Source organism: Blautia sp. MB18-30 (genome assembly GCF_023669475.1).
In the GTDB taxonomy this organism is placed as follows: Bacteria; Bacillota; Clostridia; order Lachnospirales; family Lachnospiraceae; genus Blautia_A; species Blautia_A fusiformis.
The window spans coordinates 48,458-71,390 of record NZ_JAMOYY010000007.1 but is presented as its reverse complement, the minus strand read 5'-3'; the positions used below and the strand labels follow the sequence as shown (position 1 = coordinate 71,390).

19 protein-coding genes are annotated in these 22,933 nt (G+C 46.1%); 14 read left to right on the top strand and 5 right to left on the bottom strand.

The annotated features are described in order from the left end of the window. Positions 1-107: 107 nt before the first annotated feature. Both NCY57_RS05010 and NCY57_RS05005 read left to right on the top strand, forming a co-directional pair. Positions 108-800 carry an amino acid ABC transporter permease gene (locus tag NCY57_RS05010; RefSeq protein WP_059086976.1) on the top strand — a complete coding sequence of 231 codons (693 nt, stop codon included), beginning with the start codon at positions 108-110 and terminating at the stop codon, positions 798-800. Further along, positions 787-1,530 (top strand): amino acid ABC transporter ATP-binding protein, encoded by a 744-nt coding sequence (locus NCY57_RS05005; RefSeq protein ID WP_021651603.1) that lies wholly within the window; start codon positions 787-789, stop codon positions 1,528-1,530. Before NCY57_RS05010 ends, NCY57_RS05005 begins: the two co-directional genes overlap by 14 nt. 95 nt (positions 1,531-1,625) lie before the next feature. Here the strand turns inward: NCY57_RS05005 and NCY57_RS05000 are convergent, their stop codons facing one another. Further along, the gene (locus tag NCY57_RS05000; protein WP_022426867.1) at positions 1,626-2,684 is read right to left on the bottom strand and encodes a Gfo/Idh/MocA family protein; all 1,059 of its coding nucleotides are present in this window, start codon (positions 2,682-2,684) and stop codon (positions 1,626-1,628) included. A gap of 15 nt (positions 2,685-2,699) precedes the next feature. Further along, positions 2,700-3,884, bottom strand: a complete 1,185-nt coding sequence (locus NCY57_RS04995) for an ROK family transcriptional regulator (protein ID WP_250789528.1) — start codon at positions 3,882-3,884, stop codon at positions 2,700-2,702. Positions 3,885-4,378: 494 nt separating this feature from the next. On the opposite strand from NCY57_RS04995, the gene NCY57_RS04990 reads away from it, so the two are divergent. The 6 genes from NCY57_RS04990 to nagB all read left to right on the top strand — a co-directional run bounded on the left by NCY57_RS04990 (position 4,379) and on the right by nagB (position 10,243). After that, positions 4,379-5,416, top strand: coding sequence for a Gfo/Idh/MocA family protein (locus NCY57_RS04990; protein ID WP_022426869.1), 1,038 nt, complete (start codon positions 4,379-4,381; stop codon positions 5,414-5,416). 63 nt (positions 5,417-5,479) lie between these two features. Continuing rightward, positions 5,480-6,724, top strand: a complete 1,245-nt coding sequence (locus NCY57_RS04985; RefSeq protein WP_022426870.1) for an ABC transporter substrate-binding protein — start codon at positions 5,480-5,482, stop codon at positions 6,722-6,724. Positions 6,725-6,869: 145 nt separating this feature from the next. Next, a complete protein-coding gene (locus NCY57_RS04980; protein ID WP_022426871.1) occupies positions 6,870-7,751 on the top strand; it encodes a carbohydrate ABC transporter permease in 882 nt (293 codons plus the stop codon). Next, complete coding sequence (locus NCY57_RS04975) at positions 7,751-8,590, top strand: carbohydrate ABC transporter permease (RefSeq protein WP_022426872.1); 840 nt, start codon at positions 7,751-7,753, stop codon at positions 8,588-8,590. Before NCY57_RS04980 ends, NCY57_RS04975 begins: the two co-directional genes overlap by 1 nt. 55 nt (positions 8,591-8,645) lie before the next feature. Beyond that, complete coding sequence (locus tag NCY57_RS04970) at positions 8,646-9,485, top strand: sugar phosphate isomerase/epimerase family protein (protein ID WP_022426873.1); 840 nt, start codon at positions 8,646-8,648, stop codon at positions 9,483-9,485. A 17-nt stretch (positions 9,486-9,502) separates the two neighbouring features. Continuing rightward, the gene (gene nagB, locus NCY57_RS04965) at positions 9,503-10,243 is read left to right on the top strand and encodes a glucosamine-6-phosphate deaminase (protein ID WP_022426874.1); all 741 of its coding nucleotides are present in this window, start codon (positions 9,503-9,505) and stop codon (positions 10,241-10,243) included. Positions 10,244-10,333: 90 nt separating this feature from the next. Here the strand turns inward: nagB and NCY57_RS04960 are convergent, their stop codons facing one another. Both NCY57_RS04960 and asnA read right to left on the bottom strand, forming a co-directional pair. Then, positions 10,334-10,768, bottom strand: a complete 435-nt coding sequence (locus NCY57_RS04960) for a CBS domain-containing protein (RefSeq protein WP_021651604.1) — start codon at positions 10,766-10,768, stop codon at positions 10,334-10,336. 48 nt (positions 10,769-10,816) lie between these two features. After that, complete coding sequence (gene asnA, locus NCY57_RS04955) at positions 10,817-11,827, bottom strand: aspartate--ammonia ligase (RefSeq protein ID WP_015526128.1); 1,011 nt, start codon at positions 11,825-11,827, stop codon at positions 10,817-10,819. Between the two features lie 216 nt (positions 11,828-12,043). On the opposite strand from asnA, the gene NCY57_RS04950 reads away from it, so the two are divergent. Both NCY57_RS04950 and nrdD read left to right on the top strand, forming a co-directional pair. After that, positions 12,044-12,595: a hypothetical protein gene (locus NCY57_RS04950; protein ID WP_139148835.1), complete on the top strand. Its 552-nt coding sequence runs from the start codon at positions 12,044-12,046 to the stop codon at positions 12,593-12,595. 200 nt (positions 12,596-12,795) lie between these two features. After that, on the top strand, positions 12,796-14,931 hold the full coding sequence (nrdD, locus tag NCY57_RS04945) for an anaerobic ribonucleoside-triphosphate reductase (protein WP_250789527.1): 2,136 nt from the start codon (positions 12,796-12,798) through the stop codon (positions 14,929-14,931). A gap of 158 nt (positions 14,932-15,089) precedes the next feature. Here the strand turns inward: nrdD and arcC are convergent, their stop codons facing one another. Next, entirely contained in the window at positions 15,090-16,022 is a 933-nt protein-coding gene (gene arcC / locus NCY57_RS04940; RefSeq protein ID WP_015526125.1) for a carbamate kinase, read from the bottom strand. A 565-nt stretch (positions 16,023-16,587) separates the two neighbouring features. Here arcC and NCY57_RS04935 point away from each other — a divergent pair. The 4 genes from NCY57_RS04935 (at position 16,588) to def (ending at position 22,928) form a co-directional block, all read left to right on the top strand. Beyond that, positions 16,588-18,564, top strand: coding sequence for a hypothetical protein (locus NCY57_RS04935; RefSeq protein ID WP_250789526.1), 1,977 nt, complete (start codon positions 16,588-16,590; stop codon positions 18,562-18,564). A gap of 187 nt (positions 18,565-18,751) precedes the next feature. Beyond that, positions 18,752-20,218 (top strand): UDP-N-acetylmuramoyl-L-alanyl-D-glutamate--2,6-diaminopimelate ligase, encoded by a 1,467-nt coding sequence (locus NCY57_RS04930; protein WP_022426879.1) that lies wholly within the window; start codon positions 18,752-18,754, stop codon positions 20,216-20,218. Between the two features lie 4 nt (positions 20,219-20,222). Further along, on the top strand, positions 20,223-22,442 hold the full coding sequence (priA, locus tag NCY57_RS04925) for a replication restart helicase PriA (protein ID WP_250789525.1): 2,220 nt from the start codon (positions 20,223-20,225) through the stop codon (positions 22,440-22,442). A gap of 12 nt (positions 22,443-22,454) precedes the next feature. After that, positions 22,455-22,928: a peptide deformylase gene (def, locus tag NCY57_RS04920; RefSeq protein ID WP_021651614.1), complete on the top strand. Its 474-nt coding sequence runs from the start codon at positions 22,455-22,457 to the stop codon at positions 22,926-22,928. Positions 22,929-22,933 lie beyond the last annotated feature (5 nt).

Genomic DNA, 22,933 nt, shown 5'->3' with positions numbered 1-22,933 from the left:
GCTGAGAAACAGATATTCGTTGCAGGGTTCAGTAGCGAATGATCAGGTTCCGGATATCCGGGTATGTTTTCCGGATTTCGGAACCTGTAGTTTTGGAAAGGGTGGAAATTTTGAGTCTTATTGAACAGTTTCAGTTTAACTTTCTGGACGACAATCGCTGGCAGTTCATTTTGTCCGGTCTGAAAAATACCATCATCATTACTTTTTTTGCTGTACTTCTTGGTATTTTTCTGGGATTTGTCATTGCTATTGTCCGTTCTACACATGATAAGACAGGTAAGCTTAAGATCCTTAATGTGATCTGTCGTGTTTATCTGACTGTGATCCGTGGCACCCCAACGATGGTACAGCTGCTGATCGTATTTTATGTTATTTTTGCAACCATAGATCCGGGTAAGATAGTTGTTGCCATTATCGCCTTTGGTATGAACTCTGCTGCATACGTGGCTGAGATCGTCCGTTCCGGTATCATGTCTATTGATCAGGGACAGTTTGAGGCAGGACGGAGCCTGGGTCTTAACTATACACAGACTATGATCAAGATCATTCTTCCGCAGGCGGTCAAGAACATCCTGCCGGCCCTTGGAAACGAGCTGATCGTACTTTTGAAGGAGACATCCATCAGTGGTTATATCGGACTTATGGATCTGACCCGTGGCGGAGACATTATCCGAAGCCAGACCTACAGTGCACTGTTCCCGCTGCTGGTAGTAGCTGCGATCTATCTTGTGATCGTTTGCTTCCTTACCTATCTGGTAGGAAGACTTGAAAGGAGGCTGAGAACCAATGAGCGTAAGTAATGAAGTGCTTCTGGATGTACAGGGACTTGAAAAGGCCTATGGCGGCAATCAGGTTCTCAACGGGATCACCACACAGATCCGCAGAGGTGAAGTAGTAGCCATTATCGGACCATCCGGCTGTGGTAAATCTACATTCCTCCGTTCCCTGAATCTCCTTGAGGAGCCGACCGGGGGAAAAATCCTCTTTGAGGGAACCGACATCACAGATTCCAAGGTGGATATCAACCGTCATCGTCAGAAGATCGGAATGGTATTCCAGCAGTTTAATCTTTTTCCACATAAGACAGTAAAAGAGAACATTATGCTCGCACCTGTGACTCTGAATCTTATGAGTAAGGAAGAGGCTGAAAAAACGGCACTGGAGCTTCTGGAGCGAGTAGGTCTTCCGGATAAGGCAGATTCCTATCCGGACATGCTTTCCGGCGGTCAGAAGCAGCGTATCGCCATTGCAAGATCTCTTGCCATGAACCCGGACGTGATGCTGTTTGATGAGCCTACATCTGCTCTTGATCCGGAGATGGTAGGAGAGGTCCTGGAACTGATGCAGGAGCTTGCAAGATCCGGCATGACCATGGTTGTGGTAACTCATGAGATGGGCTTTGCCCGCGAGGTGGCAACCAGAGTCCTCTTCATTGATGAAGGAAAGATCCAGGAAGAAAATTCTCCTAAGGAATTCTTTGCAAATCCAAAGAATAAGAGACTTCGAGAGTTTCTTTCAAAGACATTATAAATATAAGAATATTAAAAACGGATGCTTTATCCTCCTGTGGAAATGCTGCAGGAGATAAAGCATCCGTTTTTTATAGTTACAGAATAGTGACGTAGTTATTTCACCGGCTGGTTCAGATCACTGTAGGTTACATCCTCAAAGGGGAGAGAGATGCGTTCTCTTCTGGCAGAGGAAAGGTAGATGCCCTTTACCATTTCAAGGGTTTTTCTGCCTTCCAGTCCGTCGATGGCAACAGGAAGATCCTCACGGACAGAACGGTAGAAGTCACGGATCTGCAGGTGATGGCTGCTTCCCCAGTAATCAGGGCCCACATTTGTGGTCTCATAAGTGTTTCGGATCTCGGCATAGGTGCCGTCCAGCTCGTAATAGCCCATGTCCTGCTTAAGACCCAGGCGTCCTTTTTCTCCGATCAGTTCAATATTGATCGGGGAATCGGCTCCGTAAATGTTGCAGGCATAGAGATTGTAAAGACAGCCGTTTTTAAACATGATAGCAGCGTCTGCGGCATCCTCCACTTTTACAAAATGATGAACATAATTATGAACACTTCCGTCGATCCATTCCACATCGGAATCCAGCATATATCGAACACGATCAATGCTGTGGATCGCCTGGTCGATGAGAACACCGCCGCCCTCTTTGTCCCATGTTCCCTTCCAGTCACTTCCGCTGTAATAGTCGAGCGGACGGTTCCAGGTCAGATAGGAACGTGCGGTAAGGATTTTTCCGAAATCACCCCGCTGGATCATTTCGCGGAGCTTTTCTACACTTTTTGTGTAACGGGTCTGGAAGATAACGCCCAGCTTTACATGAGTTTCTTCGGCGGTACGGATCATTCTGTCTGCATCCTGAAGACAGGTGGCAATGGGCTTTTCGGTAAGGACGTTAATGCCGGCTTTCATGGCTTTGATGGCCATGACCGGGTGCAGGAAATGCGGCAGACAGAGATGTACCACATCAATATCCTTATCCAGGATCTCATCAAAGTCCGTAGTCCAGGAACAGTTAAATTCCTCTGCAAAGGCTTTGGCAAGAGCTGGATCTTTGTCAACGGCATATGCTAATTCTACTTCATCGCTGAGACGATGGAATGCATCCGCATAAGAGACGGAAATACGGCCGCAGCCTACAATAGCAGCTTTCAGTTTTTTCATGGCTTCCTCCTTATATCATCCGATAAAAAAATTCGTCGGATCCTGATTTGTAAAAGAATAGTGGATATCAAAAAAGTATTTCATGGCTCCGTTCAGGAACGAATCACTCTGGAGCTGGGAGTAACGGACAGTCACGTTATCTACCATCCTGCGGAACCCGGTTTTTTTCAGGTCTTCCCGTACTTCATTGAGAAAATATTCGCCAAGAACGATCAGAGATGGATTTACGGTACTGATCAGATTACTCAGGGCGATGGACAGCTCCCATGCCATCTCCTTTACCATAGCAAGAGCGGTTGGATCGCGGAAGGTGGCAGCCTTTCCCAGATCTGAGAAGGTGATTTCTGAAAGTGCGCTTAAGGATGGAATCTGTCCGAATTCCGGGATCCTGTTTTTCAGAGCCTGCTCCGAGATCATAACTTCCAGACATCCGTGATTTCCGCAGATACATTCCGGACCGTGAGGATCGATGGAATAATGGCCGAACTGGGTAGAGGAACCACTGGCAGTTCCAAGCATGCTTCCTTCTGTGAAAAGGGTGGCACCGATGCCGCGGCCGAAATTGAGAAAAGCAAAATTTTTCTCTTTTATATTGCCATAGACCTTTTCCGCGTAGGAATAGCAGGCGGTATCATTGAGAAGATCAACCGGGTATCCCGGGAATGCAGTCTTCAGAGATTTAATGATCTGAGTGCTTTCCATGGAAGGCAGATTCAGGGTCGTGGAATATACTTCATTGCTGGAGGCGTCGATCATGGCGGACATTACTATGCAGATGCCAAGGATACGGTCAGGAGCACAGTGTTCCAGAATGGATTCCTGGAAACAGGAGCCGGAGCATGCGACATGATTTTCGTCTTCGGAAAGCTTCCGTGATTCATGAAAGACGGAAGTACCGGCAATGTCCACAAGATAAGCTTCGACAGCATTTTCATGCCAGTTCATGACAACAACGTAGTAGCTGTTCATCCGGACCTGAAGGCAGTTCGGCTTACGTCCGATGCTGTCGGATTCTCCGATACCGTTGTCCACAATGAATCCCCGTTCGATCAGTTCATCTACAAGAGTAGATACGGTTGTTTTGCTGAGCTTCGTTTGCTTGGCAAGGTGTGCTCTGGATATTCCGGGACTGGAATAGATGGAAGTATAGAGCCGTTTCATATTCGTGTTCTTAATAACCTGCTGATTAACAAGTTTCATAGTTTCTTTTCATCTCCAATCCTTTAAAAATAAACGGTACCGAAAAATGGTAAAGTCTCCGTACTAAATATATCCTATCATAGATGCAGAAAATAATCAATATGTGGCTGTACAAAGAAAATATTGACTATTTATAGAAGGAAAAATATAAAAATACGACAATTCTAAAATGAAGAGCAATATAATACAGGCATTTTTTCGGAAGACTGGTAAAAAAACGGAGATAAATAGTACAGTGATAGAAATAATTGATTACAAATGTGCAAAATGCACAAAAAATACTCGAGATATTGTTTATTATAGAAGAAATGCACATTGAAAGACGAAAAAACGGGAAAGAATGTTGACAGATACGGCAAAGAATGCTATCCTAAATCCAAGCTAAGAACAGCAAAAAAGAGAGTTTGTAACAAGAAACACAGATGTTTTTGCAAAAAACTTTTATTTTTTGAAATATTAGTTAGGCCACTGGACAAATAAAGAGAGGTAGAGAGATGAGAATAGGCGTGATTGGATGCGGCGGAATGGGAACGACTCATTACTTATCCCTGAAAGTCTTATCAGAAAAAGAGGATGATGTTGAGGTAGTTGCCCTGTCTGACTGCAGAAAAGAATTTCTGGACAAAGCGGCATCATATTTTCCGGAAGCTGCCACATATGAATACGGAATGGAACTGATCGAAAAGGAGCAGCTGGATATTGTACATATCTGTCTTCCAAGCTATCTGCATGCAGAACATGCAGTGAAGGCACTGGAAAAAGGGATGAATGTACTGGTGGAAAAACCGGTATGTCTGACCGAAGAGGATTGCCAGATGCTTCTTGAAGCAGAAAAAAGATCCGGGAAGAAGGTTATGGTAGGACAGGTAGTACGTTCCTTTGAGGAATATAAATATCTGAAGGAAGCTTACGACACAGAAAAATTCGGAAAGCTGAAATCCATTACTATGGAGCGTATCAGCGGAGATGTGAAATGGGGATTTGAGGATTGGTTCCATAATGAAGAAAAGAGTGGTTCCGTTGTGCTGGATCTTCACGTGCATGATCTTGATTTTCTGCGTTATATGCTGGGTGAGCCGGACAGCTTCCAGGTAAAAGCCAGCAGATTTGAAAGTGGCATGATCAATCATATCATCACGGAGTATGAATTCGGAGATGTTTTTGCTACAGCAGAGGGTATTTGGGATGAGTCATCGGCAATGAAGTTCCATGCAGCGTTCCGTGCACATTTTGAGGATGCTACGATAGAATTTAACGGTGCTCAGTCACCGAGCCTGACAGTATATAAGAAAGACGGAACTGTGGAGACGCCAGAGCTCAAAGCTGAATATGAAGGCGAGAGTGATGTGGCGGGAATCAATGTCTCCAATCTGGGACCATATTATACAGAGATCAAATATTTCCAGGAATGCGTCAGAGAAGATAAACCTGTAGAGGTTGCTCCTTTGATCGAAGGAGTAAGATCCGTACAGCTTGGGATTAAAGAGTGGAATGCGGCAAAAGAGTATGTAAACACACACGAAAACAAATAATGAAATTTTCACTGAAAGGCAGTGAGAAAAATAAAAAAAGCTATTCAAAAGGAGGATATGCAAATGAAAAAAAGAGTGATTTCTATTCTGTTATCAGCAGCAATGATCTCATCAATGGTAGTTGCAGGAGGGGTAACTGCACATGCTGAAGAAAATGTAACACTGAATGTATTTGATGCACATGCTTATGGTCTGGAAGAATATGACGAGATGGTAAAAGCCTTCGAGAAATCACATCCGGGTGTGACTGTTGATGTACAGCATGCAGCCAACGATTACGACACACTGCTTCAGTCCAGAGTAAACTCCGGTGATACACCAGACGTATTTGATGCTGAGGCCGGAACAAAAGCGAAAATGTACTATGATTATGCTTACGACTGGAGCAATGATACAGAAGTTCTGGACAAGTTCAATGAGGACGCTGTAAACCTTGGAAAAGATGACGAGGGAAATGTAAAATCTCTTCCATGGACCTATGAGAACATGGGCCTGATCTACAACAAGGACTGCTTTGAGAAAGCTGGTATCGACAAGCTTCCGACAAACATGGATGAGCTGGAAGAGGCATGCAAGAAGCTGAAGGATGCAGGCATCACTCCGTTTGCACTTGCTGCAAAGGAAACATGGGTATTAGGACAGGTTGCAACACATTTCATGATCGACAAAGACAAAACAGCTGCTGAGACAGTAGATGCGATCAAATCCGGTGAGACAGCATTTGCAGATATGCCTAACTGGGAGAACCTTTACAAGTTCCTTGATCTTGCTGTAGAGTATGGTCCGGACAAGCCGCTTGAGGTTGACTGGGAGACATCAGAGAATATGCTTGCAAACGGCGATGCAGCTATGATCCATATGGGTGACTGGTGCCAGTCTACACTGGATTCCTTTAATCCGGATGCAAATCTTGCATTTCTTCCATTCCCGGTAGGCGCCGGTGAAGATGATGCAACTGTATTATCCTCCTGTAACTGGACTTATATTGTAAATAAAGATTCCAAGAATCTGGATCTTGCAAAAGAGTATTGTGAGTTTATCCTTACATCCGAAGAAGGCCAGAAATGGATGGCAGAAGGTGTAGGAGCTGTTCCTGGTGCAAAGTCTGATATGGAAGTGACCGGCGCTCTTGCAAATGATGCCAAGACCTATATCGACGCTGGAAAGACAAACGGCTGGATCCACACGATTGCTCCTGGCAGCTACGCAGATGAGTGTGGTCCGTATCTCCAGTCTTACATGCTTGGAGACATGAGCGCAGATGAAGTAACACAGCTCTTCCAGGATTTCTGGACATCAGCAGAGTAACAAGGAACTCCAGGAGCCGAAGAGAAACAGATTTGTTGATTTTGGGCTGACGGAATGTAACTGACAAAAGAGGGAGACAGGCAGCAGCTTTGCCTGTTTCCCAAATATAAACCAAAGAAAAAATGAATTTCTGGAGGGGATAGGATTGAAAAACAAAAAAACAAAGGATCTGGCAATTTTTGCATTGTTTGTCTTTCCGGCAGTCGTTTTTGTACTGTTTGCCACAGATATTCCATTTGTAATGAATCTGTACTATTCGGTATTTAATTGGAATGGAATCGGCAAGAACATGGAATTTGTAGGACTTGCCAACTATGTGAAGATCTTTACTGCTGACCCGCTTTTCTGGAAAGGTGTTAGATTTACTCTTAAATTTGCAGTATTTTATGTTGTTATCGTAAACATTGTTTCTCTCACAGTCGCTGTCGTAATGGCACGTGAGAACAAAGTGAACAGTCTTGGTCGTGCTTTTTATTATATTCCTTATATCATCAGTCTGACAGCGATCAGTCTGATCTGGAAATTTATCCTGGGACCTGGCTTTGAGGCTCTTTACAGTGTTACAGGATGGGAATTCTTTAACTGGAGCTGGCTTGGAACACCGAAGCTTGCTTTTTATGTAGTTGTTGTCATGGCAGTATGGCAGAATCTTGGTTTTTACATGGTCAATTATATCGCAGGAATCATTGCAGTTCCGGGAGAGCTTCTGGAAGCGGCAAGAATCGACGGAGCAACCTCTTTCCAGGTATTCCGCAAGATCACAATTCCGATGATCATGCCTGCGATCTCGATCTGTATGCTGACATCAATGACATTTGCGTTTAAGTTATTCGATATTATCATGGTATTTACAAAGGGCGGACCTGCGAATTCAACTGTTTCCGTTGCGTATAATATTTATAAGGAAGCTTTTGTTAACAGCAAATATGGTCTTGCTACTGCCAAATCTCTTGTATTTGTAGTATTTGTTCTGATCATTACAGCAATTCAGATGAAGATTACCAAGAGTAAGGAGGTTGAGGCATAATGAAGAAGAAACCAAAGAACCTGCGGCAGGTGAATGCACTGACGATCATTATTTTTGTATGTGCGATCTTCTGGCTGATGCCGCTGGTATTGATCTTTATAAACTCATTTAAACCCTATAATGATATGCTGCAGGACTTTCTGGCTCTGCCCAAGTCATGGAGCCTGAAGATGTATATGGAGACCTGGACGAAATTCGGTTTCCCGTCTCTGATCTTTAACACACTGCTCTATACATTCTGCACTGTCATCCTGGTAGTGCTCATGGCGCCGATGGCAGCCTATAAGCTCGCAAGAACAAAAAGCAGACTCAGCAAAATATGCTTTGTTCTGATCATCATGCCGATGATGGTTCCGTTCCAGTCTTACATGATCACCTTGACAAGACTGGTTTCCAACGTGAAACTGACTGGAACAAGAACCGGATATATTCTGGTAAGTGTGGGCTTATGTATGCCTCTGGCAGTATACATGATCCATGGATTTGTAAAAAATGTTCCTATCGATCTGGAAGAGTGTGCATGTATTGACGGCGCAGGTAAGATCCGCACCTATTTCAGCATTGTACTTCCGCTTCTGAAACCGATCCTCACGACGGTCGTTGTTTTGGATGCACTGGCAACCTGGAATGATATCATCACCAACCAGCTGATCGTTGGCGGAAACACAGTGGCAATGAATATCCAGAATGCACTGTACATGCAGTTTTCCGCACAGACAGCAGACTGGGAGCATGCACTTCCCGGAATCGTAATGTCCATGATACCGAGTCTTATCTTCTTTGTTGTGATGCAGAAGCATATTGTAGGTGGTATTACTGCCGGTGCGGTAAAAGGCTGATCTTGGTGTTATAAGTAGTATAATATGAGATAATACTGGAAGGAGAACAGAACCTATGAAAGTTGGAGTTTTGATCGAATTTACAAGCAATACAGATATTGATGCAAAATTTGCGGAGCTGAAGGAAATGGGTGTGGATAGCTGCCAGCTGGTATGTTGGGATCGTCCAACACTTCAGGACGATGCTATGGCAGAGGCTATTAATAAAGGTCTGGAGAAATACGGGATCCACGCAACCGCATTCTGGTGCGGATGGGAAGGCCGCAGAGTATGGGATTTCTATGAAGGACAGCTGACACTTGGCCTGATTCCGTCTGATTACAGAGTTGAGAGACTGAAGATGCTTATGGAAGGTTCTGACTTTGCGAAAAAGATCCATGTGACAGACCTGGCAACACACGTTGGCTATATGCCGGAAAATCCATACGACCCGAAATACGAGGAAGTATTGGTTGCATGTAAGGCTATTGTGGAAAAATGTAAGGAAAATGGTCAGAACTTCCTGTTTGAAACAGGACAGGAGACTCCTGTAACATTAAAGCGTGCGATCCAGGATATTGAGAAAGCTGTCGGAAAAGGAAATGTGGGAATTAACCTTGATCCTGCAAACCTGATCATGTACGGAAAGGCAAATCCGGTAGATGCTCTGGAGGTTTTCGGTGAGTATGTCATGGGAATTCACGGAAAAGATGGAAAATATCCAACAGATGGACATCATCTGGGTGATGAGGTTCCCCTTGGCCAGGGTAAAGTAAATTATTCTGCATTTATTGCAAAGCTGAAAGAGATCGGTTATCAGGGAGATATTACCATTGAGCGTGAGATCTCCGGTGAGGAACAGAAAAAAGATATCCGTATGGCCAAGGAGCTTCTGGATAAACTGATCGCAGAATAAGAGCTGAGGAAAAAACTATGATTATTTACGCAGGAAAAGATTATCAGGATGTAAGCAGAAAAGCAGCCAATATCATGTCTGCACAGATTATCATGAAACCGGATGCAGTTCTTGGACTGGCTACCGGTTCCACGCCTGTGGGCATGTATGCACAACTGGTAGAATGGTACAAAAAAGGGGATCTGGATTTTTCCAGGGTGACAAGTGTGAATCTGGATGAGTACAAGGGACTTTCCGGCGACAATGACCAGAGCTACCGCTATTTTATGGATCATAATCTCTTTGACCATGTAAATATTGACAAAGCACGGACCTTTGTGCCTGACGGACTGGAAGAGGATAGCGATAAGGCATGTGCACAGTATAACGAAATCATCCGGCAAACCGGAGGTGTGGATATGCAGCTGCTTGGTATCGGCGGGAACGGACACATCGGCTTCAATGAACCAGGAGATGCCTTTGAAAAAGAAACCCATTGTGTGGATCTGACAGAAAGTACCATCAGGGCCAATTCAAGGTTTTTTGAAAGCATGGATGAGGTCCCGAAACAGGCCTACACTATGGGAATCGGGAATATCATGGCTGCAAAAAAGATCCTTCTTGTGGCAACGGGAACATCCAAGGCAGAAGCCCTGTATAATTCCCTGTACGGACCGATCACACCGAAGGTTCCGGCATCTATCCTGCAGCTTCACCCGGATCTCACGGTTGTGGCAGATGAAGATGCACTGAGTATGATCCGCGAAAAAATAAAATAAAAATCCGGAATACAACTGCCGGATCAAAAAAGGATGGCTTCCGATTCCTACCTGTGCAGGAACGGAAGCCATCCTTTTTCTTTCCGCTGCTCAGTGGATTTCTTCACCGGCAGTTTTTTGTGCGGCTTTTATTTCGTTGTAACAGTATTTGATGATAGATTTTCTGGTTATGATTCCGATGAAGGAGCCCTGGTCATCTACCACCGGTACGAAGTTCTGATTAATGGCGCGATCCAGGAGATCTTCCATATTGGAATCTGCATGGACCGGTTTGTAGGTGGCACGGCGTGGAATCGCCATGATTGGGATTCCCTCTGTTTCCTTGATGTCGTGGATATCTGCACGGCGCATGCCCCAGAGGAGATCTCCCTCTGAGATGGTGCCGAGATATTTGCCGTCCATGGTGAGGATAGGAATGCAGGAGTACTTGCGGTGCTCCATTTTTTCGAGGGTCTGGCGAAGAGTTTCATCCTCAAAGATGTAGGCTACTTCGCTTTTGGGAATCAGAAAAAACAGAATGTTCACGTTATTACCTCATTTCCGCGAAAATTATAAATAAATCTGTAGGCTGTTTTAGAGAAGCTGAAGTCCGTGTGTCTCTGCAGCATCTGTGATCTCCTTCGGCCAGAGAGAGACATGTACTTCTCCGATGTGTGCTTTACGAAGGAAGAACATACAGATCCTGGACTGTCCGATACCACCACCGATGGTGTACGGAAGCTCTTTGTTCAGGATGGCCTTCTGGAATGGAAGCTCTCTTCGGTCATCACAGCCTGCTTCGGTAAGCTGGCGGTCAAGTGCGTCCTCGTCAACACGGATTCCCATTGAGGAAAGCTCAAGGGCAATGTCAAGTACCGGATAGTATACGAGGATATCACCGTTCAGTTCCCAGTCATCATAGTCCGGGGCACGTCCGTCGTGGCGCTCGCCGTTGGTGAGGGTTTTGCCGACTTTCATAAGGAAGACAGCGCCCTTTTCACGGGTGATCCGATATTCACGTTCCTTCGGTGTGCAGTCCGGATACATGTCAAGAAGCTCCTGAGTTGTGATAAAAAAGATATCCTTCGGAAGGATCTCCTCGATGTAGTCATACTGTACAGCCATGTATTTCTCAGTTTTACGAAGGACACTGTAAATGGTGCGTACGGTTTCCTTGAGAGTCTCCATGGAACGTTCTTCTTTGGAGATGATCTTTTCCCAGTCCCACTGGTCTACGTAAACAGAGTGGATATTGTCCAGATCTTCATCCCGGCGGATGGCTACCATATCTGTGTAAAGACCTTCTCCGTGAGAAAATCCGTATTTTTTCAGTGCGTAGCGTTTCCATTTGGCAAGGGAGTGTACGATCTCGGCGTTGCTTCCTTCGATAGCCTTGATATCAAAGCTTACCGGGCGCTCTACACCATTAAGGTTGTCGTTAAGGCCGGATTCCGGTGCTACAAATGTTGGAGCGGATACTCGAAGAAGGTTCAGCTTCTGTGAGAGTGTCTGCTGGAAGAAATCTTTTACTGTTTTGATCGCAATCTGTGTGTCATGGAGGTTCAGGTCTGCATGATAGGTTGCGGGGATTGTGATTGTATTCATTATCGGCTCCTCCTGATGATTTTTAGGCTTATTGCTCTGTGGGGTATTATAGCAGAAAATGGGTGGAGTGGCAATATAATGAGAGGGGAAGTCTTTTGAGGTATCGTAGAAAAATACTGGGTATTAAATGCCTAGTGTGATATACTGAAAAAAGAATGCTTATGTTTACGATGGAAATATAAATATCCGTTTTGACGGATAGAATGGAGGGAGCTTATGGCAGGTCAAAGGTGTCAGGTTTGTGGGGGTAAGGTTGTAAATGGCAGGTGTTCATTATGTGGGATGCCTTACAGAAATGATGAGGTGTTATATCATCTGAATGAGCCCCGGGAGATACATTATAAACATGCTTCCGCCAAAGTGAGGGATATGATGCGGCAGTATGGAAAGGATGCTGATCAAACAACACAACATAACGGAAACGTAAACCGGAATACGAACGTAAACCGGAATACGAACGCGAACCGGAATACAAACATAAACCGGAATACGAATGCAAGCCGCAATACCGATTTGAATCGGAATCTAACCGGAAGCCGGAATACAGGTGCAGCAGCCGGACGTAAGACTGCAGCGGCAGTTAATACCAGGAATAAAACAACGGTGGGCAGAAATCGTGCAGAAGTTTTAGATCAGGGAAAAAAACAGCAAAAAAAAGATCAGAAAAGCAGTGGGGCAGGCTGGATCATATGGTTTATAGTGACACTGGCCATTCTGCTTCCAAAATTATGGGATTTTCTTGCAGACTGGATCGGAACGAATTTGTGAGAATATTTCTGCAGTGAGATCAGGCAGTGCTAAGTGTCTGTATTTTCGTGTATACAGAAATATCCCTTTTCTTTTCTCCTCAGCTGTGTTATACTCATGCCTAGCACAACATATAGATGAAAAACAATATATAGAAGATATAGGTACTATATATAGTATTTTGCATAGCGACTTATATATAGCACAGGGAGGGATGAGCAATGTTATATGTGATCAAGAAAGACGGGACAAGAGAGGAGTTTAATCCGCAGAAGATCGTGGCTGCCGTGAACAAATCCGCAGAGCGTATTCTTTATACTTTTTCAGACGAGGAGAAGGATTTTATCTGCCGTTTTGCCCAGGAGCATGCGGATTCCCTTGGAAAGAATGAGATTGAGATCCAGGAGATGCACAATATCGTGGAGGGGGCTCTGGAGCGTGTGAATCCGGCAGTTGCCAAGAGCTACCGTGATTATCGGAATTACAAGCTGGATTTTATCCATATGATGGATGATGTCTATACCAAGAGTCAGGCGATCCGTTATATCGGTGATAAAAGTAATGCCAATACAGACAGCGCCCTTGTTGCCACGAAACGAAGCCTGATCTTTAATGAGCTGAACAAGGAACTCTATCGGAAGTTTTTTATGAACCGTAATGAGCTTCAGGCATGTAAGGACGGCTACATTTATATTCATGACCAGTCTGCACGTCTGGATACCATGAATTGCTGTCTGTTCGATGTGGCAGCTGTTTTAAGTGGCGGTTTTGAGATGGGCAATGTCTGGTATAACGAGCCGAAGACTCTGGATACAGCCTTTGATGTTATGGGGGATATCATTCTCAGTACAGCAGCACAGCAGTATGGTGGCTTTACAGTGCCGGAGGTTGATAAGATCCTGGCACCGTATGCAAAGAAGAGCTATGATAAATATATTTCCGAATTTATGAAATACTCGGATGAGAGCTGGAGTGGCCGTGAGGAGAGAGCTATTGAGTATGCTCTTGATAAGGTCCGCAGGGATTATGACCAGGGCTGGCAGGGAATTGAGTACAAGCTGAATACCGTCGGTTCTTCCAGAGGTGATTATCCGTTTGTTACGGTGACACTTGGTCTCGGAACCGAGCAGTTTGAGAAGATGTGTACGGTTTCCCTTCTTGAGGTCCATCAGGGAGGACAGGGTAAGGCCGGACACAAGAAACCGGTACTTTTCCCGAAGATCGTATTCCTTTATGACAAAGAGATCCATGGTCCCGGAAAGTGCTGTGAGGATATTTTTGAGGCTGGTGTGGAGTGTTCCTCCAAAACCATGTATCCGGACTGGCTGTCTATGTCCGGCGCAGGCTATATTTCCAGTATGTACAGGAAATACAAGAAGGTCATCAGCCCGATGGGATGCCGTGCTTTCTTAAGTCCGTGGTATGAGCGTGGCGGTATGGAGCCGGCGGATGAGAATGATACGCCTGTTTTTGTGGGACGTTTTAACATTGGTGCGGTAAGCCTTCATCTTCCGATGATCCTTGCAAAGGCCAGAGCGGAGAGCAGAGATTTCTATGAGGTTCTGGATTTCTATCTGGAAATGATCCGTAACCTGCACATTCGCACTTACGAATATCTGGGACAGATGCGTGCATCCACCAACCCGCTTGCATACTGTGAAGGCGGTTTCTACGGCGGACATCTGAAACCGAATGAAAAGATTGGCAAGATCCTGAAGCCTATGACAGCTTCCTTCGGTATCACAGCGTTAAATGAGCTTCAGGAACTTTACAATGGCAAATCCATTGCCGAGGATGGGGCGTTTGCTCTGGAGGTCCTGAAATATATCAATGACAAGGTAAATCAGTACAAGAAGGAAGATGGTTATCTTTATGCGATCTACGGAACACCGGCAGAGAGTCTTTGTGGCCTGCAGGTAGAGCAGTTCCGTAAGATGTATGGAATCATTGAGGGCGTTTCTGACAGACCATATGTGAGCAACAGCTTCCACTGCCATGTAACAGAGGATGTGACTCCGATCGAGAAACAGGATCTGGAGGGACGTTTCTGGGAGCTCTGCAATGGCGGTAAGATTCAGTATGTACGTTATCCGATCGGCTACAATAAGGAAGCTATCCGTACACTGATCCGCAGAGCCATGGATCTGGGATATTATGAAGGAGTGAACCTTTCTCTTGCATACTGTGACGATTGTGGTCATGAGGAACTGGAGATGGATGTATGCCCTGTCTGCGGTTCCAGAAACCTGACCAAGATCGACCGTATGAACGGATATCTTTCCTACAGCCGTGTCCATGGAGATACCCGCCTGAATGAGGCGAAGATGGCTGAGATCGCTGAGCGAAAATCTATGTAAATGCTAGCTGTCCGATCAACTGTGGAACAGTGATCGGACAGCCAGATAATATAAAAATATCCCGCAGAGCTGCCGGTAAGACCAGCAGCCGTCTGCGGGATATTTTTATGTAAAGTGAAGTTTTATAGTTCACTTTGTATTCTGAGTCCGTAAAATGATCATTTAATGATAGTTCCGGTCTTCTCACGGTAGCCGTCTTTTGCATGGGCCATGTCTGTGATGATGGTACGGCGTCCGGTTCCCTTCTCCACGAAGGAAACACCTGCTTCGATCTTAGGAAGCATGGAGCCTGCCGCAAACTGTTTGCCGGCAATATATTTCTTGGCATCTTCTGTGGAAATAGTATCCAGATAAGATTCGTGATCCGTATTGTGGTCAAGGCTTACTTTCTCGACGCTTGTAAGGATCATCAGAGTGTCAGCGTTCAGTTCTTCTGCAAGAAGTCCTGCTGCCAGGTCTTTCTCGATGATGGCGCTGGCACCATTCAGCTGAGTTCCCTGCTCAAGAACCGGGATTCCGCCACCGCCTGCGGCAATGACGATCTGCTCTGCTGCAGAGAGGACCTTTACGGTTTCAATCTCTACGATCTTCTGTGGCTTCGGTGCTGCAAGGATACGTCTGTACTGGCCCTCGCCCACCTTTGTGACAAAGTTTCCTTTTTCTTCTTCAGCCTCGGCCTCTTCTGCGTTAAGAACACGTCCAATGATCTTCTCCGGCTCTGCAAATGCTTCATCGTATGGATCGATGACAACCTGTGTCAGAACTGTGCTGACCGGTTTGTAGATCCCTCTGGAGATAAGCTCAGCACGGATGGCGTTCTGAAGGTCATAGCCGATATAACCCTGGCTCATGGCGGAACATACGGACATTGGTGCAAATGTATAATCAGGATGTGCCTTACCGAATTCATTCATTGCGGTGTGGATCATCCCTACCTGCGGACCGTTGCTGTGGGAGATCACTACGCGGGTTCCCTCCTCTACCAGATCTGCGATTACCTTCGCTGCGAGTTTTGTAGCTGTTTTTTGCTCTGGAAGTGTGGTGCCAAGTGCCCGGTGGCCTAATGCAACTACTACGGTTTTTTCGCTCATAGGAAATACCTCGTTTCTCTTAAAAATTGGAATGAAATCAGTTACTGTATTCAGTAACGAGTACATCGAAAACGATGCACGAGTATTATATTTTATTATAAAAGACCTATGTGGGAAATGCAATAGAAAATCGAGTGTTTTCCGAGACAGGAAAAACCGCCTGATCCAGTCAGACGGTTTGCTTCCTACTATTTTTTGAGGGGGGAGATAGAGAGTGGTTTTTCATCTATCCAACACCTATTATATAGAGAAAATATGTTTAAAATATGTCGTTAATCTAAAAGAAATGGAAAATTTATAAAGAAAGTTTAAACAAACTTTATAATTTTTATATCCGGTTGCGCATGGTCTGAAAATGTGATACATTGAAAAAGTCTTGATCCTGCATTCTGCGGGATCTGTTCACGCATCGTTTCGATGCAGAAATCCATTTTATTTTATCGAAAAAAACATTGATCATGCACCATTTGCCGGGGAGGGATGCCTTTGTCTGTGGAAAAGTAAGTTTCTGTAAAAAAAACATGTGTATAAGAAATGCCAGATCAGGCAGAAATGAGGAAAAGCCATGAAAAACAGAATATGGAAACAGATGAAGAAAGCCGGAATTGTGACAGTGCTGGCAGGAGCCATGCTGGGGGGAACAATAGAACCGAAGCTGACTCTGGGAGCAGATTTTTTGCCGGGACAGGCACCGTTTATCGATCAGAGTGTGTTCTGGAAAGACATAGAATCCGGACAGGCGGAGCTTGGGATCCGGATTCGTGGCCTGAATGAATGGCTGTCCGGGAGAAGGTTTTCGGAGGATAAGAAGAAAAATGAGAAGTGGGACGATGAACTTCAGAAGATTGAAGATCCATCGGTGGAGCAGGAAGAAGAGATAGAACAGGAGCTGCCAGAGAATGACTTGCAGCAGGAAGAAGAGCAGGAGCTGCCGGAGGATGATTGGCAGCAGGAAAAGGAGCCAGAGCCGGAGCTGCCGGAGGATGACTTGCAGCAGGAAGAGAAGGCAGAACAGGAATTGCCGGTGGATAAGGTTGTGGAAGGAATCGGAATAGAAATGGAGGAAGGATATGAGCACGTGGAGCAGCTGGCATCCGGGGAAACAGTACAGCCGGAGGATGAAGAGCAGGAGAAAACGGGTCCGCTCACACCGGAAGGAACGTCGACCGGAGGGGAAAATGTAGGGAATGAAGAGGAAGGTGAGTTTGAGGAGACGCAAAAGCTGACGCTGGTCACGTATATTTCGGAGTATTTTGTTCCGGAAACGGATTCTGTCCCGAAAAATATGGCTGCACAGCAGATTTCTGTAAGGAGCCAGAGCGGTGAAGATACAGAGATCACAAAGCTGGAAAGCGTGCTGAACGTGGAGCAGAACGGGCAGGATGAGATCTTTTTCCGTATCCCGCTGATCCTGCGGCAGGAATACCGTTTTCCGGCAGAGAAAAGCAGTTATCCTGTGACTCAGGAGGAACCGCTTCAGAAGGACTGTACCGGTGCGGGAACCTTTCTCATGACAGAAGAAAACGGGGAAGAGCTGGTGATCGCAGAGGGAATCTCGCCTATGCTGGACGTGGAGGCTGCTGAGGCTGATATGGAATTGTCGGTAATTGCACAGAATAAAAAAATGAAAGCAGGGCAGACCATCCGTTATCAGGTAGAGATAGCCAATACCGGAAAGCTGGATCTTGCAGATATCCGTCTGACCAGCAGCCTTTCATGCCCTAAGATCCGGCATCTGTGGGAAGATGCAGAAGGCCTTCTAACAGAAGGGGCTGTGGCGGAATTTGCAGAATTAAAAGCCGGAGAGAGCAGGAGCTTTTATGTACAGGCGCCGCTTCTGGATGAACAGGAAAAAGATCTGGAGCACCAGGTGGAAGCAGAGGCCAGGGTGAAGGACAGAGTGGAGGAGGTGATCCGGAAGAACGCTTCCACTATAAATGGTCTGGAGGCACTGAAGGCGGATCTTTCTGTAAAGAAAACTGCAGACAAAGAAACCGCTGCACCGGGTGAGACTGTGACCTATCAGATCTGTATCGTGAATACCGGTGAAAAAACGCTTCATTCGGTTGTGGGAACGGAGCGCTTTCAGGCAGCAGGGATCCATGCACAGTTTCTGGAGCAGGAAGGTGTAACGCTCAACAGCAGCCGTACAAAGGCAATGATCCAACAGATCCCGCCGGGAGAGGCAGTTTCTCTTCAGGCTGTGGTGAAGATCCCGGGAAAAACAGCGGATCAGAAGCTTTTTAACCAGGTGACGGTCACAAGCAAGGAAACCGGAGAGCGATTGATGGAGGCCTCCGCTTCTGTCATGGTAAAAGGAGAGGTGGCTATTACGCCGGAAGAAGGGCTGCCTTTGCAGGGAGATGACCAGGGTCCGGCTTCCGGTCAGATACAGATGGCAAGAACTGCGTCCACACATCCGAAGACCGGAGATGATACCAGGAGGGATTTGTGGACGCTTCTGGCAGTGACAGCTTTGGTGACTGTGCTGGGCGGCATCTGGCTTCGGAAAAAATATGCGGATATTTATGGAAAAAGCTGATGTTACTGAGAACGGAGTGAACAGTAACAAGCTGATATTTTACAAGGCGGCCGTACCTCAAAGAAACGTTGAAAACAGGGGGGAGGTGTGCTATTCTATATGGTATGTACAGAAAATAAGAACAGTATATTTCCCGCCTCCGGTGTGCTGCCCGTCAGACCGGAAAAAGGGAAGATGGAGGAGAAAAATGAATCTTTTATCCTTATTGGAACATCTTGAATACAAATGCCTTCAGGGAAGTACAGAGCAGGAGGTTTCTTCTGTTGTATATGATTCCCGCAAAGTAGAAGAAGGGAGCCTTTTTATCTGCATCAGAGGTGCGGTCGTGGATGGACATAAATTTATACCTGATGTTGTGGCAAAGGGTGCGAAGACACTCATCGTGGAAGAAGCGGTGGAGGCACCGGAGGATGTGACAGTGATCCAGGTAGAGGATACCCGTTACGCCATGGCCTTTATTTCAGCAGCATGGTTCGGACATCCGGCAGAAAAGCTCAAAACCATCGGTATCACCGGAACCAAAGGAAAAACAACTACAACCTATATGGTGAAATCAATCCTTGAGAATGCCGGATATAAGGTTGGTCTGATCGGAACCATCGAGGCTGTTATCGGGGAGAAGCATATCCCGGCAGCCAACACGACACCGGAATCCTATATGGTACAGAAATATTTTCATGATATGGTAGAAGCAGGCTGCGATGCGGTCGTTATGGAGGTTTCCTCACAGGGACTGATGCTTCACAGAACCCAGGGATTTGTGTTTGATTTTGGAATTTTCACAAATATTGAACCAGATCATATCGGACCGAATGAGCACAAGGACTTTGATGATTATCTGCACTGCAAATCCATGCTTCTCAGACAGTGTAAGGTTGGTATCGTAAATCGTGACGATGAACACTTTGACCGCATTATCGAAGGCCACACCTGTAAACTTGAAACCTATGGATTTTCCGAAAAAGCAGATCTCCGTGCAGAGGGCGCCAGACTCGTTGGAAGAAAGGGCTATCTGGGAATTTCCTATCATGTTAAGGGACTTATGGATTTTCCTGTGGAGATCGATATTCCAGGTAAGTTCAGCATTTACAATTCTCTGACTGCCATTGCCATCTGCCGCCATTTTAAGGTATCCGAGGAGAATATCATCAAAGCTCTGAAGGTGGCCAGGGTCAAAGGCCGTATTGAGATGATCAAGGTATCTGACGAATTCACACTGATGATCGATTACGCACATAATGCCATGGCGCTGGAGAGCCTTCTCGGAACACTGAAGGAATATGATCCGCACAGACTGGTATGCCTGTTTGGCTGTGGCGGAAACCGTTCCAAGCTGCGCCGTTATGAAATGGGTGAGGTTTCAGGAAAGATGGCAGATCTGACCATCATTACTTCAGATAATCCGCGAGATGAGGATCCACAGGCCATCATCGATGATATTAAGATCGGAATGGCAAAAACAGATGGAAAATATGTAGAGATCCCGGATCGTAAAGAGGCGATCGCCTACGCGATCCATCATGGTGAGCCGGGAGATATCATCGTCCTTGCCGGAAAGGGCCATGAGGATTATCAGGAGATCAAGGGTAAGAAATATCCCATGGATGAGCGTGTACTGATCCGGGAGATCCTGGAAGAAGATCAGAAAGCGTAAATGGATGATCTATGCAGATGTGATCATTGACATTTCTCATGAAAAGCTGGACCGGGATTTTCAGTATCGTGTACCTGAGGAGCTGGTGCAGGCAATAAAACCCGGAGTTGTGGTCACAGTGCCCTTCGGAAAGGGAAATACCCTTCGGAAAGGCTATGTGACCGGGATCTCCGGAACGGCAAAATATGATGCGTCAAAGCTCAAGGAGATCTGGGGAGTGTCCACAGACAGTGAGACAACAGAATCCCGGCTGATCGCACTTGCGGCCTGGATGAAGGAGACCTATGGCTCCACCATGATCCAGGCACTGAAAACAGTTCTGCCTGTAAAAGACAAGGTCCGTGCAAAAGAGAAAAGACTGATCCTTTTTACAGGGAAAAAGGAAGAGGGGCAGGCACTTCTTGGCAAGCTGGAAGGCAGCCGCTTTAAAGCACGTGAGCGGTTCCTTCGGGCAATCCTGGAGGCCGGGAGCCTGGATTATACCTATGCCTCCAAAGAGCTTGGAGCCGGCATTTCCGTTCTTGATTTTTTTGAGAAAAAAGGTCTGATAACTATTGAAAGTCAGGAAATGTATCGTATTCCCGATGGGTTCGGCCTGGTGAAGGAGAACATGGAGCTGAGTCTGAACCAGGAACAGCTTTTGGCGGCAGAGCAGATCTTTCGGGAATGGCAGGAGCCGGACCCAAGGCCTGCACTTCTTTTCGGAGTGACCGGAAGCGGAAAGACCCAGGTTTATATGCGCCTGATCCAGAAGGTACTGGAGGAGGGAAAACAGGCGATCGTGCTGATCCCTGAGATCGCGCTTACTTATCAGACAGTCAGGCGCTTTTATGCCATGTTCGGAGATAAGGTTTCGGTTCTGAACTCCAGACTTTCCCAGGGAGAACGTTATGATCAGTTCAAAAGAGCAAAACGTGGTGAGATCCAGGTGATGGTAGGACCCAGATCCGCACTGTTCACACCGTTTTCAGATCTGGGACTGATCGTTATCGACGAAGAGCATGAACCCACCTACAAAAGTGAGAATACGCCAAGGTACCATGCACGTGAGACTGCCATTGAGAGGGCACGAATGGAACATGCCCGTGTGGTCATGGGATCAGCCACTCCGTCATTGGAAGCCTACAGTCATGCCTGTGACGGAGAATATCTTCTGGTAAAGTTAAACGCACGTTATGAGGAAAGGCCTCTTCCACAGGTATCAATCGTGGATCTTCGGGAAGAATTAAAGAAAGGAAACCGCTCGGTACTGAGTCTGGAGCTGAAGAGGGATCTGGAGCAGGTCCTTGAAAGAGGAGAACAGGCCATGCTGTTTCTGAACCGGAGAGGATATGCGGGCTTTGTTTCCTGCAGAGCCTGCGGTCATGTTATGAAATGTCCCCACTGTGATGTATCTCTAAGTGAACACAATGGCAATCGTCTGATCTGTCATTATTGCGGCTATGAGACTGTGAAACCGGAAATCTGTCCGTCCTGTGGTTCACCGCACATTGGTGGATTTAAGGCAGGAACCCAGCAGATCGAGAAGGTCATTGAAAAAGAATTCCCGAAAGCTAGGGTACTTCGAATGGATTTTGATACCACAAGGACCAAGGACAGCTATGAGAAGATCCTGGCTTCTTTTGCAAAGCATGAGGCAGATATTCTGGTGGGAACCCAGATGATCGTCAAGGGACATGATTTTCCGAATGTGACTCTGGTAGGAGTGATCGCAGCAGATCTTTCGCTGAATATGGATGACTATCACTGCGGGGAGCGTACATTCCAGCTTCTGACTCAGGCAGTTGGACGTTCCGGCAGAGGGAATCGGCCGGGGCAGGCGGTGATCCAGACATATCAGCCGGAGCATTACAGTATCCAGGCTGCAGCTGTTCAGGATTATAAGAAATTTTATAAAGAAGAAATGGGGTATCGGATGCTTCTGGACTATCCGCCGGCAGCCCATATGATGACTGTTTTTGGCGCCTGCCAGGATGAAGAACTTCTGAAAAATGCCATGTATTATATAGAAGTTTTTATCCGCAGGGTAAGTCCGAAGGAAGAGCTTCACATGATCGGACCTGCAGCTGCATCGGTAGGTAAGGTAAAGGATGTTTATCGTCAGGTGATCCATCTGAAGCACAGGGATATCTGCTTTCTCACAGCAGTCAGAGAGAAGCTGGAGAAATATATAGAGATAAATTCCGGATTCCGGAAAATATACATTCAATTTGATATGAATTAAAGGAGAAGAAAAATGGCACTTAGAACAATCCGTGTACAGGGGGATTCTGTACTGACAAAAAAATCCCGGACAGTAGACAAAATGACACCGAGGATCGGGGAACTGATCACAGATATGCTGGATACCATGTATGATGCAATGGGTGTTGGCCTCGCTGCACCACAGGTAGGAATCCTGAAACGTATCGTTGTCATCGATGTAGGTGAGGGCCCGATCGTGCTGATCAATCCGGAGATCCTTGAGACAAGCGGCGAGCAGACCGGTGACGAGGGATGCCTGAGCGTTCCGGGAATGGCAGGACAGGTAACACGTCCGAACTATGTGAAGGTAAAAGCACTTGATGTAAATATGAACGAACAGATCTACGAGGGAGAGGGCCTTCTGGCAAGAGCATTCTGTCATGAGATTGACCATCTGGATGGAAAAATGTATACAGAACTTGTGGAGGGAGAACTTCACAAGGTAACTTATGATGAAGAAGACTAAAGGCG

Coding starts and splice junctions, on each gene's coding strand:
- nrdD (WP_250789527.1), top strand. CDS start 12,796: ATGTTATATGTGATCAAGAAAGACGGGACAAGAGAGGAGTTTAATCCG.
- def (WP_021651614.1), top strand. CDS start 22,455: ATGGCACTTAGAACAATCCGTGTACAGGGGGATTCTGTACTGACAAAA.
- NCY57_RS05005 (WP_021651603.1), top strand. CDS start 787: ATGAGCGTAAGTAATGAAGTGCTTCTGGATGTACAGGGACTTGAAAAG.
- NCY57_RS05000 (WP_022426867.1), bottom strand. CDS start 2,684: ATGAAAAAACTGAAAGCTGCTATTGTAGGCTGCGGCCGTATTTCCGTC.
- NCY57_RS04970 (WP_022426873.1), top strand. CDS start 8,646: ATGAAAGTTGGAGTTTTGATCGAATTTACAAGCAATACAGATATTGAT.
- priA (WP_250789525.1), top strand. CDS start 20,223: ATGATCTATGCAGATGTGATCATTGACATTTCTCATGAAAAGCTGGAC.
- NCY57_RS04985 (WP_022426870.1), top strand. CDS start 5,480: ATGAAAAAAAGAGTGATTTCTATTCTGTTATCAGCAGCAATGATCTCA.
- asnA (WP_015526128.1), bottom strand. CDS start 11,827: ATGAATACAATCACAATCCCCGCAACCTATCATGCAGACCTGAACCTC.
- NCY57_RS04930 (WP_022426879.1), top strand. CDS start 18,752: ATGAATCTTTTATCCTTATTGGAACATCTTGAATACAAATGCCTTCAG.
- NCY57_RS04990 (WP_022426869.1), top strand. CDS start 4,379: ATGAGAATAGGCGTGATTGGATGCGGCGGAATGGGAACGACTCATTAC.
- nagB (WP_022426874.1), top strand. CDS start 9,503: ATGATTATTTACGCAGGAAAAGATTATCAGGATGTAAGCAGAAAAGCA.
- NCY57_RS04975 (WP_022426872.1), top strand. CDS start 7,751: ATGAAGAAGAAACCAAAGAACCTGCGGCAGGTGAATGCACTGACGATC.
- arcC (WP_015526125.1), bottom strand. CDS start 16,022: ATGAGCGAAAAAACCGTAGTAGTTGCATTAGGCCACCGGGCACTTGGC.
- NCY57_RS04995 (WP_250789528.1), bottom strand. CDS start 3,884: ATGAAACTTGTTAATCAGCAGGTTATTAAGAACACGAATATGAAACGG.
- NCY57_RS04935 (WP_250789526.1), top strand. CDS start 16,588: ATGAAAAACAGAATATGGAAACAGATGAAGAAAGCCGGAATTGTGACA.
- NCY57_RS04950 (WP_139148835.1), top strand. CDS start 12,044: ATGGCAGGTCAAAGGTGTCAGGTTTGTGGGGGTAAGGTTGTAAATGGC.